The organism is Beduini sp., assembly GCF_047239305.1.
Taxonomy (GTDB): Bacteria; Bacillota_I; Bacilli_A; order Erysipelotrichales; family Coprobacillaceae; genus Beduini.
In genome coordinates this window covers 132,074-146,953 of the sequence record NZ_JBKTEM010000004.1, presented here as the reverse complement: position 1 = coordinate 146,953, position 14,880 = coordinate 132,074, and the positions used below count along the sequence as shown (strand labels likewise).

The following is a 14,880-nucleotide window of genomic DNA, read 5'->3' as shown; positions in this document are numbered from 1 at the left end:
GAAAATATGTACAGTTATATAAAAGGAATTGTCACGATGATCTTTAAGGATCACATCGTATTGGAAAATCAGGGAATTGGTTATATGATTTATGTGCCTAATCCATATAGCTTTAAAACAAACAGTGATATGACTGTATATATTTATCAGCAGGTAAAAGAAGACGGACATCTTCTTTTTGGGTTTAAATCTTTAGAAGAAAAAGAATTGTTTTTAAAATTAATCTCTGTAAAAGGGATTGGTCCCAAAACAGCGGTAGGGGCTTTAGCGACCTTGGAAGTAGAGCGTATTGTCGGAGCTATTGAAAGTGGTAATATCAATTTCTTAAAGAAGATACCGGGAATTGGTCCGAAGGCTGCCGGACAGATTATATTGGACCTGCAGGGGAAAATCGTTCTGCATAGTGAGCCTTCTGTCAATCCGGCATTTGATGAAGCCATTGAAGTGCTGGTGGCATTGGGGTATCGTGAAGCTGATGTTGTGAAGATAATGAAAAAAATTGAAGACGATGCGTTAGATACTAATGGGTACGTTAAACAAGCATTAAGTTTATTAGTAAAGTAGGGAAAACATGAATAGAGAAGGAATATTGGATGCCACTTACCAAGAAGTGGAAGAGATCACATTGCGTCCGCAGTCCTTTACGGAATATGTCGGACAGGAAGATCTTAAACAAAATTTAAAAGTGTTTGTTGGGGCTGCTAAAATGCGTGAGGAATCACTGGATCATGTGTTGCTGTATGGTCCTCCGGGGCTGGGAAAAACTACGATGTCTATGATTATTGCTAATGAGATGGGAACCAACATTAAAGTGACAACAGGACCAAGCATTGAAAAAACAGGGGATTTGGTAGCTGTTTTAACTCAGTTAGAAGCAGGTGATGTTTTATTTATTGATGAGATTCATCGTATTCCAAAAGTGGTTGAAGAAATCCTGTATCCGGCAATGGAAGATTATTGTGTGGATGTGGTGATTGGAAAAGATGCCTCAACGCGTTCCGTACGTATTGATTTGCCGCCGTTCACCTTAGTTGGAGCGACAACCCGTGCGGGAGATTTATCGGCGCCGTTGAGAGACCGTTTCGGGATTATCTCTAAACTGGAATATTATCAGCCGGAAGAATTAATTAAGATTATTTCCCGTACTGCCGGAGTATATGGCATGGAAATGGAAGCGGAAGCAGAGGCGGAATTAGCCCGTCGTTCTCGTGGAACCCCTCGTATTGCCAACCGTCTGTTTCGCCGTGTGCGTGATTTTGCGCAGTTTAATGGAGATACAATGATTACTTTAGAACGTACACAAGAAGCATTGGGACGATTAAAGGTCGATCATTTAGGATTGGATGATGTCGATCACAAGTATCTTTTAGGTATAATTGAACGCTTCCGTGGTGGACCGGTGGGATTGGAATCGATTGCTGCTTCAATCGGTGAGGAACCAATGACATTAGAAGATGTTTATGAACCCTATCTATTGCAGACAGGGCTGATCAAACGTACACCAAGAGGACGTGTCGTAACAGAAATGGCTTATCAGCATTTTAATATTCCTTATCATACGAAGTAGATCTAACGAAGTTAGGTCTATTTTTATTTAGGAGGTTATATGAAATCAATTGTTTTATTTATTATACTGCTGTTTAGCAGTTATTTTTTTGCCTTTCAAACACAGAAACCCGTATCTAAAGAAAAAAATCAGCCGATGATTACAGTCGTAGCGGAAGGTGCTTTGAGTAACCCAGGAGCCTTTGAATTAAGTGAATCTACTATGGAACAATTATTTTCACAACTGGAGCTTGATGATGATGCGGACTGTTCTTGCATCAATATGGGGCGCACTTTACTAGATCAGGATATTGTATTTATACCTAGTGTGACACAGCAAAAAATTTCTTTGAACCAAGGTAGCTTAGAGGAGTTGATGAGCATCAGTGGGATTGGCCAAAAGAAAGCTGAAAAGATTATTGACTATCGAAATCAAAGTTCATTTACCCACATTGAGCAAATTATGGAGATTAGCGGTGTGGGCTATAAGACTTATTTAAAATGGAGACCCTATTTATGTTTATAGTTTACTTGGCTTTGTTTATGATTATGGCAATTTTATTCATCAATGGCACTTATGCGATTGGTTTGATATATAGCTTGCTGCTGTATTTTTGTTATCGAAAATATAAACTTAAAATTACATTGCTGCTTCAACTTCCTGTTCTTTTGTTTTCCTTTATGGTTAATGTTCCACAGGAGCAGTTGCCAAATGAATTAAAAGGCGAAGTGGTGGAGGCGGAGGAATACCACTATATTTTAAAAACGGATTATGGAAAGATAAGAGTGATCAGTCATGGACAGGAAATTGAAAAAGGCAATCATTTAGTTATTGAGGCTAAGCAGGAGACAATATCCGAACCAAGCAATTTTAATGCCTTTGACTATCGTCTGTATTGTTTTAGTCAAAAGATTTTTTACCAGGTTAAAGAAACACAAATACTTTCCAATGATAATCATCTATCATGGTTATGTAAGACTGAGCGGTGGATAGAGAGCTTTAAAAATGAAAAAGTGGTTTCAATGACGAAACAGCTGATATTGGGAATAAAAGATGAAGCGATGGCAGAACTGTTAGAAGCGGGACAAAATCTATCGATCGTTCATCTCTTTGCCCTTTCTGGAATGCATTTAATGATGCTTAAAAAATTATTAGAAAGGCTCGGCATTCATCAAACAAAATGGCTTTTGTTTCTATTAGGGGGTTACGTCTTGTTTTTAGGTGATATGATTTCCTTATGGCGGGCTTATTTAATGCTTTTGTTTCGCTATTTATTAAAAGATAAGGTGAATGATATAGAGATTCTTTCGGGGATCAGTATTTTATTTTGTCTTTACAATCCTTTTGTGATTTATTCTTTATCCTATATCTTCTCTTTTACTATCTATGCTTTTATTTTGCTTGCTAAAGGGCATCGTTTTTCATTCGTCTATCCCTACTTAGCAGGGATTCCCATTATTTTATCTACTCAATTTTCGTTGAACCCGTTTAGTTTCTTTTTTATTTGGCTGTTTGCTCATGTGATTGAATATCTTTATGGCATCGTATTATTAAACATGGTATGTTTTAATCTTTTGGGAACGGTCACGGGATTTGTGATTTCACAGTTTGAACGGGTTCTTTATTTTTTGAATCATTATTCAATAGAATGGATTTTTATGAAGCCGCCATGGATCTTTATCTTATTTTATTACGGCTTTTTATTATTATCTTTATACCATGAACCAATCAAATCCTCTTTATATAACGATTATTTAAAACTGGCAAGTCTGTTATTGATCCTATATTTTTATCCCTATCTTCAGCCATACAGCCGAGTAGTGATGATTGATGTGGGACAAGGAGACTGTTTTTTAATTATGCAGCCCTTTCATCAGGGTAATTATTTGATTGATACCGGTGGGAATCAAAGCTATGATCTTTCAGAAAAACGCATCATTCCTTATTTAAAATCGATTGGTATTAAAGAACTGACAGCGCTCATTATAACGCATGATGATTTTGATCATATGGGGGCCAGTGACAGTCTGCTGACGCATTTTAAAGTCAATAAAGTAATGACTAAAGGAGAAGATATCGGCATATTAAAATATCTGCCTTTACCTTATGCCGCTGATGATAAAAATGCCAATAGTTTAGTCTATTATCTGTCTTTAAATCAGCTCGGATATTTATTTACCGGTGATCTGCCGATTGCTCAGGAAGAAGAGCTAACAGCACGTTATCCACAGTTGAACGTCAATGTTTTAAAGGTGGGACATCATGGCTCTAATACGTCTACAGGTGCTTTGCTGCTATCTGCTTATCTGCCACAGTATGGTCTTATCAGTGTAGGGGAAAACAATCTTTATCATCATCCTAATAAGGAGGTTTTAAAACGGCTGGAAGCCTATGATGTTGACGTTTATCGCAGTGATACGATGGGAATGGTGGAGATTATCAGTCTTTTTGGGATTCACCGAATTAATTATTGTAGAAAAACCTGAGACAGGGTATAATTTGAATGGTGATAAAAATGATTTATGTGCTTTATGGGGAAGAAACGTTCCTATTGGAACAAAAACTAAAAGATATCAAAACTGAATATGGCATCAGTGAAGAAAATATGAATCTTGCAGTTTATGATTCTGCTTCAACAGAACTGAAGGAAGTCATTGAAGACTGCAATATGCCGCCTTTTTTAAGTGACTATAAAATGGTGCTGTTGAAAAATCCTTATTTTTTAACGACTCAAAAAGGACCGGCGAGTCTTAATCAAGATGGCACTTTGCTGGAAAAATACCTTAAAGCACCGATGGAATCTACAATATTTGTTATTTATCATAATGTAAAAAACTTTGATGAGCGTAAAAAATTAGTAAAGTTATTAAAAAAAGAGACAACTTTTATGCTGATGGATAAGATCGGGCATCATCAACTTAAATCTTCGGTTCGCAATGCGGTTAAGCGCAGAAAAGCGGTTATTGATGATGATGCCTTGGAGTTTATGCTCAGTCGTCTGCCTAATGATCTGATGATGATCTCGAACGAGGTTGAGAAATTGTGTCTTTATTCAGAGCATATTACCTTAGAAGATGTACGTGCCGTTGTGAGTAAGCCATTAGAAGAGAATGCTTTTGAACTGGTCAGTGCGATTATGAAAAAAGATCAGCAAGATGCTGTACATATCTATAAAGACCTGATGGTAAATAATGAAGAACCTGTCAAGCTGATTGTGCTGATTGCCAATCAGATGCGTTTATTGATGCAAGTGAAAACATTGGATCGAAAAGGGTATAATGATCAGGAGATTGCCAAGATTTTGGGCATCAATCCATTTAGACTGCGCTATATTCGCGCCGATGCTTCTTTGTATGATATACAGGATTTAATGAGCAAATTGAATGACTTGGCCCTATTAGATACTAATATTAAAAAAGGAATGGTCGATAAGAGACTGGGCTTGGAATTATTTTTGATGAAAGTATAGGAGATAATTATGGAATCTTTAAGAAACTTATATAAAATTGGCGTAGGACCCTCGTCTTCGCATACCTATGGACCTAAATTAGCGGCAGAAAGAATCAAGTCGCTTTATCCAAATGCTTCAAAGATCGTAGTGACATTATACGGATCTTTGGCATTGACCGGGAAAGGCCATTTAACCGATTATATAATTCAACAGACTTTAGCGCCGATAGAGTGTATATTTAAGTTTAAAGCCGATGCTTTGCCCTATCATCCTAATGGCATGATGTTTGCTGTTTATGAGGAAGAAAAAAAGATAGATGAGGTCACTGCATACTCTGTAGGCGGAGGAAAGATTGAGATGCCCGGCGTTGAAAATGAAACCAATCAGGAAGTCTATCCGCAAAAAAATATGACTGAAATCATTCAATATATTGAAGATCATAATATTTCTTTTTACGATTATATATTAGAATTTGAAGATGAAGAGATTGAAATCTATTTATACCACGTTTTAGAAGCTATGTTCCAATGTGTTGAAGACGGACTGCATACACAAGGAACGATCCCCGGACGTCTGCAATTAAAAAGAGTTGCAAAGATGATGCATGCTCAGGCTTTAAACACAAAAAAAGAAAGTGAACGCGAACGTCTGCTGGTAAGTAGTTATGCCTATGCAGTCAGTGAAGAAAATGCGTGTGGACATACGATCGTGACTGCTCCGACATGCGGGGCCAGCGGTGTGATTCCGGCAGTGCTGTATTACTGCTATAAACAGTTGCATATGGAAAAGAAAGATTTGGTCAAAGCTTTAGGTGTTGGCGGATTGTTTGGAAATGTCATCAAGAAAAATGCGACGATTTCCGGAGCTGACGGAGGCTGTCAAGCGGAGATCGGTTCAGCATGTGCAATGGCGGCAGCACTTTACGCATGGTTGCTGGAACTTAACAACAGTGCGATTGAATATGCAGCAGAGATGGGAATGGAACACAATTTAGGCTTAACTTGTGACCCTGTTGGCGGCTATGTCCAGATTCCTTGTATTGAACGCAACGGCTTTGCGGCATTAAGAGCGATGGATGCGGCAGTATACTCAAAACAGCTCGGGTATATCCGTAAAAATAAGATTTCTTTTGATGCAGTGGTAAAAGTCATGTATGAAACCGGAAAAGATCTGAATTCTGCTTATAAAGAAACGTCGCTAGGCGGACTTGCAAGTAATTTTGAATTTGGTGAAGAAGATGAATAAAAAAATAGAATGGTTGGAAAATAATGAAGGGATGGGATTGTATGTCCATATCCCTTTTTGTACGAGCATCTGCACATACTGTGATTTTTCTAAAATGTATTATAAAAAAGAATGGGTGGACCGTTATCTAAAAGCCTTAAAAAAAGAGATTCAACAGTATGATATTAATGTCCCGATTACTACGCTTTATATTGGCGGCGGCACTCCCAGCAGCTTAAATGAGGAACAGCTGGAAAGACTCTTGCTGATATTAAAGCCCTATGCAGGCAGTGCGCTTGAATATACGATTGAAGTCAATCCCGAATCCATGACATATGAAAAGTTATTGCTGTTTAAAACTTATGGGATTAACCGTCTAAGTATTGGTGTTCAGACATTTAATGAAGCAATCTTAAAAAAGATAGGTCGACTGCATCATAATCAGGAGGTTTTTTGGTTGATTTCTCAGGCATGGGAAGTTGGTATAAAAAATATTTCTATCGATTTGATGTATAATCTGCCTTTACAGACAAAAGAAGATATTTTAAAAGATCTGATGATTGTGGAAACATTGCCGATTACCCATCTTTCTTATTACTCTTTAATATTAGAAGAACATACTGTGTTATATAATGAACATTTTGAAGGGATGGACGAGCAGGAAGAATATACGATTACAGAAATAATTCGTGAAAAGCTCGAACAGTTTGGTTTTCATCGCTATGAGATCAGTAATTTTGAAAAAGACGGACATCCATCTTTGCATAACTGTGTCTATTGGTTAAATCAGCATTATTATGGATTTGGTTTAGGTGCACATGGCTATCTTGATAATATACGCTATAATAATACAAAGCAGTTGTCTGCTTATTTAAATGAGGAGTTCTTGCAGACTAAGGAAACGATTGGTCATAAGGAAAGCATATTTGAAGCTTTAATGTTGGGACTGCGTTTGGCTAACGGTATTTCACTTCCTTTATTTAAGCAGCGCTATCAGATCGATTTGCTAACGTATTATCAAGAAAAGCTGCAGCCATTTATCAATCAGGGACTTTTAATCATCGAAGAAAATCATTTGTGTCCAACTAGTAAAGGGATGGATCTGCTTGATTTTATTCTGCTTGAATTAGTCGATTAACTTTTTAATGTTTTTAGCACTAAATTGTTGACAGTGCTAAATAATTATGTATAATATAGTTAGCACATGAAAATGATGAGTGCTAAAAGGTGGTGACATCATGCTTACATCAAGACAAATCACAATATTTAAAGCCATTGTTGATGCGTTCGTAGAAACCGCAGAACCGGTAGGTTCTAAGTATTTATTGGAAAGATATCAACTGCCGTACTCGAGCGCAACGATTCGTAATGAAATGGCAGCTTTGGAGGATTATGGGTATTTAGAAAAAACACATACATCTTCCGGACGTATTCCCAGTGTGGAGGGGTACAAGTATTATGTGGAAACACTGACAGATTTTAAAATCGAGGATACGATTAAAAATCAGATGCAGACAATCTTTAGTGAACGCGGCAGAACTTTAAACGAGGTCGTAAAGGAAAGCTGTGAGATGCTGAGTCAGTTGACGCATTTAACCTCAATTGCATTAGGACCGGATGCCCGGAATGAAAGTTTACAGAATATTACGATCGTTCCAATCTCCAATGAGCGTGTCTCTGTGATTATTGTGACCGATATGGGTCATGTGGAAAATAAGACATTCATCTTAGATGGGACTTATAGCTATGAAGATTTGATCTCTTGTGTAGGTGTCATGAATGAGATGCTGATCGGCACTCCGATCAACCAGGTCATCATTCGTTTAGAAAAGGATGTAAAACCGATCATCTCCAGTCGTATTCAGGAACATGAAGTGCTTTTCAGAGCTTTCTTGGAAGCTTTCGTCAAGTTTGCCAGCAAAGATGTTTATTTCTCTGGTAAAGAGAATATGCTGTATCAGCCTGAATTTAATGATGTCAATAAATTAAGAAGACTTGTCAGTGCCTTTGAAAATTCACAGATGTGGCAAAGCATCGGATTGAGTGAAGAAGAAGGCGTCACTGTTAAAATTGGTCAGCCACTTCCTTTAACAGAATTAGAAGATGTTTCAGTGATTTCCGGATCATTCAAAACCGGCAGTCATTCATCCGGAACTATTTCCGTTATTGGTCCAACAAGAATGCCTTATGAACAGGTTGTTTCTTTAGTGGATTACGTGTCAAAGAATATCGAAGAATTATTCTTTGATGATGACGACGAAGATGATGAATAAGAGGTGAAAGAATGGAAAAAGATAAAGTAGAGCAGGAAGTAAACGAAGAAGTTGAAGAAAATCAAGCTCAGGAACAAGAAGAAACAGTTGAAGAACCAATCACAGAAAAGTCAGTGGAAGAACTTCAACAAGAAAAAATCGCTGAATTAGGTGAAGAAGTAGAAAAATGGAAAACAGATTATTATAAGGTATTTGCCGATATGGAAAACCTTAAAAGACGTCTGCAGAATGAACATGCAAATGCTTTAAAATATATGCTTCAGTCTTTTGCAGAAGATCTGCTGCCCGTTGTGGATAACTTAGAACGTTCACAGAATGTTGCTGAACCAAGTGAAGAATTAAAGAATTTCTTAAAAGGTTATGAAATGATTACCACTCAATTCATTGATGCATTAAAAAAACATGGCATTGAACAGATTGATGTGGAAGGAAAAGAATTCGATCCAAATTTCCATCAGGCAGTTATGATGGTCAATGATGAAAATTATGGTCATAATATGATCGTGGAAGAATTACAAAAAGGATACAAGTTGAAAGATCGCGTGATTCGTGCATCTTTAGTAAAAGTAAATGAGTAATTTTTAGGAGGATAAGAATATGAGCAAAAAAATTATTGGTATTGACTTAGGAACTACTAACTCTTGTGTTAGTATTATGGAAAACGGAGAAGTAAAAGTAATTGCTAACCCAGAAGGAAACAGAACAACACCTTCAGTAGTATCATTTAAAAATGGTGAAATTATTGTTGGGGAAGCTGCTAAACGTCAGGCAGTAACAAACAAAGATACAGTTGCCTCAGTAAAAAGACATATGGGGACTGCCTATAAAGAACATGTCAATGGAAAAGATTATACACCACAAGAAATCTCTGCCATGGTATTGCAGAACTTAAAAGCAACAGCAGAAGCTTATTTAGGGGAAACAGTGACAAGTGCGGTTATTACTGTACCGGCTTATTTCAATGATGCCCAAAGACAAGCAACTAAAGATGCAGGTAAAATTGCCGGATTAGAAGTAGAACGTATTATCAATGAACCAACAGCTGCCGCTTTGGCATTTGGGTTGGATAAATTAGATAAAGAACAAAAAGTTTTGGTTTATGACTTAGGTGGAGGAACATTTGACGTATCTATCCTAGACTTAGCAGACGGTACTTTCGAAGTATTATCAACTGCCGGAGACAATATGTTAGGTGGAGATGACTTCGATAAGAAAATCATGGACTATGTTGTCGCTGAATTTAAAAAGCAAGAAGGTATTGATTTAAGTACAGATAAAATGGCAATGCAGCGTGTAAAAGAAGCAGCTGAAAAAGCGAAAAAAGATGTTTCAGGTGTTATGCAGACACAAATTTCATTACCATTCATCTCAGCTGGAGCAAACGGGCCAGTGCATTTAGAAATGACATTAACTCGTGCTAAATTCGATGAATTAACAAGAGATTTAGTTGAAAGAACTGTAGGACCAGTTAGACGTGCATTAAGCGATGCTGGAGTTACACCTAACGAAATCGATCAAGTATTGTTAGTAGGTGGATCAACACGTATCCCTGCTGTACAGGAAACTGTAAAAAGAGAATTAGGAAAAGAGCCTAATAAATCAGTAAACCCTGATGAAGTTGTTTCTATGGGAGCTGCTATCCAAGGTGGAGTTATTGCCGGAGATGTAAAAGATATCGTATTATTAGACGTTACACCATTATCATTAGGTATTGAAACAATGGGTGGTGTCATGACTGTCTTAATCGAAAGAAATACAACTATTCCAACTACAAAATCACAAATCTTCTCAACTGCTGCTGACAATCAGCCAGCTGTAGACATCAACGTCTTACAAGGTGAACGTAGTATGGCAAAAGACAATAAACAATTAGGTTTATTTAAATTAGATGGTATTGAACCAGCTCCAAGAGGAGTTCCTCAGATCGAAGTAACTTTCAATATCGACGTTAACGGTATCGTAAACGTTAAAGCTAAAGATATGAAATCAAATAAAGAACAATCTATTACAATTCAAAACTCTACTGGATTGAGTGATGAAGAAATTGATAGAATGGTAAAAGAAGCAGAAGCTAATAAAGCAGATGACGAAAAGAAACGTAAAGAAGTAGAAACAAGAAACAAAGCAGAACAAATGATCAATGAAATTGATAAATCACTAGCAGAACAAGGTGATAAGATCGATGAAAAACAAAAAGAAGAAGCAACAAAATTAAGAGATGAGTTAAAAACAGCATTGGATAACAATGATTTAGATACATTGGAAGCTAGAATGAATGAATTAGAACAAATGGCTCAGCAAATGGCATCTTATGCTTACCAACAACAACAGGGTCAAAACCCAACCGATACAAACAGCGGTGGGGCTGATGATGTGGTAGATGCAGATTTTGAAGAAAAGAATTAATGATTTGGCCAAGGGATTTTTCCCTTGGCTAAGATCATAATACGTAAGGATGGTAGCAAATGGCAAAAAGAGATTATTATGAAGTGCTGGGTGTCAGCAAGGATGCAGATGCTCCCACTATAAAAAGAGCGTATCGCAAGCTCGCAAAAACATATCACCCTGATGTTAATAAAGAAGCAGATGCTGAAGAAAAGTTCAAAGAAGTTCAAGAAGCTTACGATGTCTTATCCGATGATAATAAACGTGCTGCTTATGACCGTTACGGACATGCTGCTTTCGATCAAAGCGCAGGTGGCTTCGGCGGTGGATTCCAAGGCGGATTCAGTGGATTTGATGATATGGATCTTGGTGATATTTTCAGTTCATTCTTTGGCGGTGGGGGCGGATCAACGCGTGCGCGTTCAACCGGACCACGTCGTGGACAAGATCGTTACATGCAAGTGGAAATTGACTTCATGGATGCGATTAATGGAAAAACATTGGATTTAAAAATCAATTATGATGAGCAATGTTCTCACTGTCATGGAACCGGTGCGGAAACACCGAATGATTATACGACGTGTTCACGCTGTAACGGAACCGGACAGATTAAAACACAGCAGCGTACTGCTTTTGGTACCTTTGTGAATCAGAGTGTTTGTCCAGACTGTCAGGGAACAGGAAAAACAGTTAAAACAAAATGTCATCAATGTCATGGCAGCGGATATACTAACAAGAATATTACAGTGGAATTAAAGATTCCAGCAGGTATTGATTCCCATCAGCAGCTGCGTGTAGCCGGAAAAGGGGCACGTGGAAGCAATGGGGGATCTAATGGAGATCTATATGTTGAAATCGTGATAAAGAGACATCCTCATTTTGTTCGTGATGGACGTAATATCTTGATTAATATTCCAATTTCCGCACCTAATGCGACATTAGGATGTGAAGTCGATGTGCCGACACCATATGGTGAAGTTACATTAAAAATTCCAGAAGGAACACAGCATGGAACGACATTGCGCTTAAAAGGTAAAGGTGTCAAAGATTTACGCAGTGATAACTATGGAGATGAATTAGTAAAGATCGAGGTTAAGATTCCAACTAAATTATCTAAAGAAGAAAAAGAACTTTATCGTAAGATCGTTGAAAAGGATAAGAAAAAAGATTCTTTCTTCGATAATTTCAAAAAAGCATTTAAACGTTAATAAACATACGAGCTAACCCCCAAAAGTTGAACTAAACAGCTTGAGGGGGTTTCTTTATAGATAATTAAAAAAGCTATCATATAGGGTTATCCTATACAATAGCTTGATTAATAAAAAAAGATGCGTTTGCATCTTACCATGGTAAATTTACAATACTAAAATTAAGCGCTTTTTCTTAAGGTTTTAAGAGCTCTTGCTGAAATTTTAACTTTTGTTGGTTTTCCATCCACCAATACGACTGCTTTTTGAAGGTTAACATTCCATTTTCTTCTTGTCGCATGTAATGAATGTGAACGTGCGTTTCCTGACATTGCACCTTTACCAGTTAATTGACATTTTCTTGACATTTCATTTTACCCCCTTTTTTAGTGGCTTTTTCATACTTACCAATAATAACATCTAATAATATAAAAATCAAGCAAAAAATATAAATTTAATTCATGAAAGTTGTTGAAATATTGGAAATAGACGAATATAATGTATTGGTCGTGAATTATTTGCTTAATCAAAATATCTAGGGTATAATAATATTAGCGTTTATTATACATAAATGAAACAATATGGAGGGATCACTTGATGATTGAAAAAAATACACAATTTGGCAATATTAATTTTTCTTCAGAAGTCGTAGCTCAAACAGCTGGCGGTGCAGCTACCGAATGTTACGGGGTAGTGGGTATGGCCAGTCAGAAAATGTTAAAAGATGGTTTCTATGAATTGCTAAAGAAAGATAATTTTTCTCGCGGCATAGAAGCAAAAGAAGGATTGACGGGATTAATCGTGGATATGTACATCTTCGTTGGATATGGCATGAAGATCTCAGAAATCGTATATGAAGTTCAAAAGAAAGTAAAATATGTTCTTGAAAAATCACTAGATGTTAGAGTCGAAGCTGTTAACGTTTATGTTCAAGGCATTAAAGTAGTGGAGTAAGCGTGGAGGGAACATAAATGGAAAAAATCAATGGACAGCTATTTAAAGAAATGGTATTGGCAGGTTGCTATCTACTGCATAATCAGCATCATGAAATTGATGCCCTAAATGTTTTCCCGGTGCCTGATGGAGATACGGGAACGAATATGTCACTTACTTTTTCTTCAGGAGCAAAAGAGATTGAAAATATGGATGCAAGCAGCATCTATGACATTTCAAAGAAATTATCAAAAGGATTGCTGATGGGAGCTCGCGGAAATTCCGGAGTTATTCTCTCACAGATCTTTAGAGGTGTTTCTATAGCTTTAGAAGGGAAAGATGAGATTGATTGCGTAGATATGGCAAAAGCCTTTAAAAACGGTGCTAAAGTGGCATATAAGGCCGTTATGAGACCAGTTGAAGGTACGATCTTGACAGTGATTAGAGAAGCATCGGATGCTGTTGTCAAATACGCTAAAAAAGATAAATCAATTGAAGACGTCTTTTCTTATTTTGTGAAGCAGGCAGAAGATTCATTAGAAAGAACACCGGAATTATTGCCGGTTTTAAAAGAAGTAGGAGTTGTGGATAGTGGCGGAGCCGGATTAGTATTAATCTTAACCGGGTTCATGTCTGCGATTGCCGGAGATAAAATTGAAAAAGTGGATGTTTTTGCAGATGTTCAGGCAGCTGCCAGCAGTGTAGATACTGGGGAAGAAGGCTTTGGATACTGTACTGAATTTATTTTAAGATTAGAGGAATCACTGGTGCATAAATTCAGTGAAGATCAATTGAAAAATGAATTATCAATGATTCCAGGAGAAAGTATTGTTGTAGTACAGGATGAAGATATTGTTAAAGTCCATGTACATACTTTAAAGCCAGGGGAAGCATTGAATTTAGCTCAGCGTTTTGGTGAATTTATTAAACTGAAAATTGAAAACATGCAGGAACAGCATAATACCATTATTGAAGAACAGGCTCAGAGTTCAAAAACCGAGGCACCGCGTGAAGAAAAAGAAGTTGGACTGATTTCAGTAGCAGCGGGAACCGGAATCAAAGATATGTTCATGGAATTAAATTGTGATTATGTCGTCAGTGGAGGACAAACTATGAATCCTTCTACTGAAGATTTAGTGGCTGCTATTACCAGCATTAATGCTAAAAATGTGATTGTTTTGCCAAACAACTCAAATATAATTATGGCAGCTAATCAGGCTGCTGTAGTATTGGAAGGCAAAGTCAATGTAAAGGTTATTCCGACAAAGACAATTCCACAAGGATTATCAGCGTGCATCATGTTTAATCCGGAAGCTGATTTAGAGGATACAATCGAAGATATGATGGAAGCGGTAAATAATGTTAAAACCGGACAGGTGACTTTTGCTATTAAAGATACGAATATTGATGGAGTAGATATTAAAGCGAATCAATATATGGCAATGGTAGAAAAAAACATTGTTGCCTGCGTTCCTAGTAAAGTAGAAGCCTGCAAAGACACCTTGAATGGATTATTCAGTGATGAAGATGAGATTATCACACTGATCGCCGGAGATGATGTCAGCAAAGAAGAATTAGATGAAATTACGCATTTCATTGAAGAAAATTCAGAAGCCGAATTAGAAGTTCATTTAGGTATGCAGCCGATCTATTCATTTATTGTCGGCGTCGAGTAAAACATTCAAAAATACTTAATTATATAGCTAAAAAAGTCTATAATTATAGTAACATGGATTCTTATGGGTATTTGGTTCACAATGGTGAATTCAAATACCCTTTTTTATTTTGAAGTACCTAGGTACTTCAATTACCGAAACTATTCAAAAATATTAAATTGGGATTATTTTTTGCATAATGAGTGCATATTATTCATTACCTTTA

General features: G+C 37.0%; 14 protein-coding genes. 13 read left to right on the top strand and 1 reads right to left on the bottom strand.

Features of this window, described 5'->3' with window-relative positions; all coding sequences use genetic code 11:
* The first annotated feature begins 6 nt into the window (after positions 1–6).
* From ruvA to dnaJ, 11 genes are all read left to right on the top strand, one after another.
* Complete coding sequence (gene ruvA / locus ACLRVU_RS08980) at positions 7–564, top strand: Holliday junction branch migration protein RuvA (RefSeq protein ID WP_147551835.1); 558 nt, start codon at positions 7–9, stop codon at positions 562–564.
* 7 nt (positions 565–571) lie between these two features.
* On the top strand, positions 572–1,567 hold the full coding sequence (gene ruvB / locus ACLRVU_RS08975; protein ID WP_147551837.1) for a Holliday junction branch migration DNA helicase RuvB: 996 nt from the start codon (positions 572–574) through the stop codon (positions 1,565–1,567).
* 39 nt (positions 1,568–1,606) lie between these two features.
* Positions 1,607–2,071 carry a helix-hairpin-helix domain-containing protein gene (locus ACLRVU_RS08970; protein ID WP_147551839.1) on the top strand — a complete coding sequence of 155 codons (465 nt, stop codon included), beginning with the start codon at positions 1,607–1,609 and terminating at the stop codon, positions 2,069–2,071.
* Entirely contained in the window at positions 2,062–4,032 is a 1,971-nt protein-coding gene (locus tag ACLRVU_RS08965) for a ComEC/Rec2 family competence protein (protein ID WP_412096575.1), read from the top strand. The genes ACLRVU_RS08970 and ACLRVU_RS08965 overlap by 10 nt, the downstream gene beginning before the upstream one ends.
* A 17-nt stretch (positions 4,033–4,049) precedes the next feature.
* On the top strand, positions 4,050–5,015 hold the full coding sequence (gene holA, locus ACLRVU_RS08960) for a DNA polymerase III subunit delta (protein WP_412096576.1): 966 nt from the start codon (positions 4,050–4,052) through the stop codon (positions 5,013–5,015).
* Between the two features lie 9 nt (positions 5,016–5,024).
* Positions 5,025–6,242 carry an L-serine ammonia-lyase, iron-sulfur-dependent, subunit alpha gene (locus tag ACLRVU_RS08955; RefSeq protein ID WP_147551844.1) on the top strand — a complete coding sequence of 406 codons (1,218 nt, stop codon included), beginning with the start codon at positions 5,025–5,027 and terminating at the stop codon, positions 6,240–6,242.
* Entirely contained in the window at positions 6,235–7,359 is a 1,125-nt protein-coding gene (hemW, locus tag ACLRVU_RS08950) for a radical SAM family heme chaperone HemW (protein WP_147551846.1), read from the top strand. The genes ACLRVU_RS08955 and hemW overlap by 8 nt, the downstream gene beginning before the upstream one ends.
* Before the next feature lie 100 nt (positions 7,360–7,459).
* Positions 7,460–8,494 (top strand): heat-inducible transcriptional repressor HrcA, encoded by a 1,035-nt coding sequence (hrcA, locus tag ACLRVU_RS08945; protein ID WP_147551849.1) that lies wholly within the window; start codon positions 7,460–7,462, stop codon positions 8,492–8,494.
* An 11-nt stretch (positions 8,495–8,505) separates the two neighbouring features.
* A complete protein-coding gene (gene grpE / locus ACLRVU_RS08940; RefSeq protein ID WP_147551851.1) occupies positions 8,506–9,072 on the top strand; it encodes a nucleotide exchange factor GrpE in 567 nt (188 codons plus the stop codon).
* Between the two features lie 19 nt (positions 9,073–9,091).
* Positions 9,092–10,900, top strand: a complete 1,809-nt coding sequence (dnaK, locus tag ACLRVU_RS08935; protein ID WP_147551853.1) for a molecular chaperone DnaK — start codon at positions 9,092–9,094, stop codon at positions 10,898–10,900.
* A 59-nt stretch (positions 10,901–10,959) separates the two neighbouring features.
* Positions 10,960–12,087 (top strand): molecular chaperone DnaJ, encoded by a 1,128-nt coding sequence (gene dnaJ / locus ACLRVU_RS08930; RefSeq protein ID WP_147551855.1) that lies wholly within the window; start codon positions 10,960–10,962, stop codon positions 12,085–12,087.
* A gap of 161 nt (positions 12,088–12,248) precedes the next feature.
* Here dnaJ and rpmB read toward each other — a convergent pair whose 3' ends face one another.
* On the bottom strand, positions 12,249–12,434 hold the full coding sequence (rpmB, locus tag ACLRVU_RS08925) for a 50S ribosomal protein L28 (protein ID WP_041138237.1): 186 nt from the start codon (positions 12,432–12,434) through the stop codon (positions 12,249–12,251).
* A 229-nt stretch (positions 12,435–12,663) separates the two neighbouring features.
* On the opposite strand from rpmB, the gene ACLRVU_RS08920 reads away from it, so the two are divergent.
* Both ACLRVU_RS08920 and ACLRVU_RS08915 read left to right on the top strand, forming a co-directional pair.
* Positions 12,664–13,020, top strand: a complete 357-nt coding sequence (locus tag ACLRVU_RS08920; protein ID WP_041138238.1) for an Asp23/Gls24 family envelope stress response protein — start codon at positions 12,664–12,666, stop codon at positions 13,018–13,020.
* A 17-nt stretch (positions 13,021–13,037) separates the two neighbouring features.
* Entirely contained in the window at positions 13,038–14,675 is a 1,638-nt protein-coding gene (locus ACLRVU_RS08915; protein WP_147551858.1) for a DAK2 domain-containing protein, read from the top strand.
* Positions 14,676–14,880: the final 205 nt, after the last annotated feature.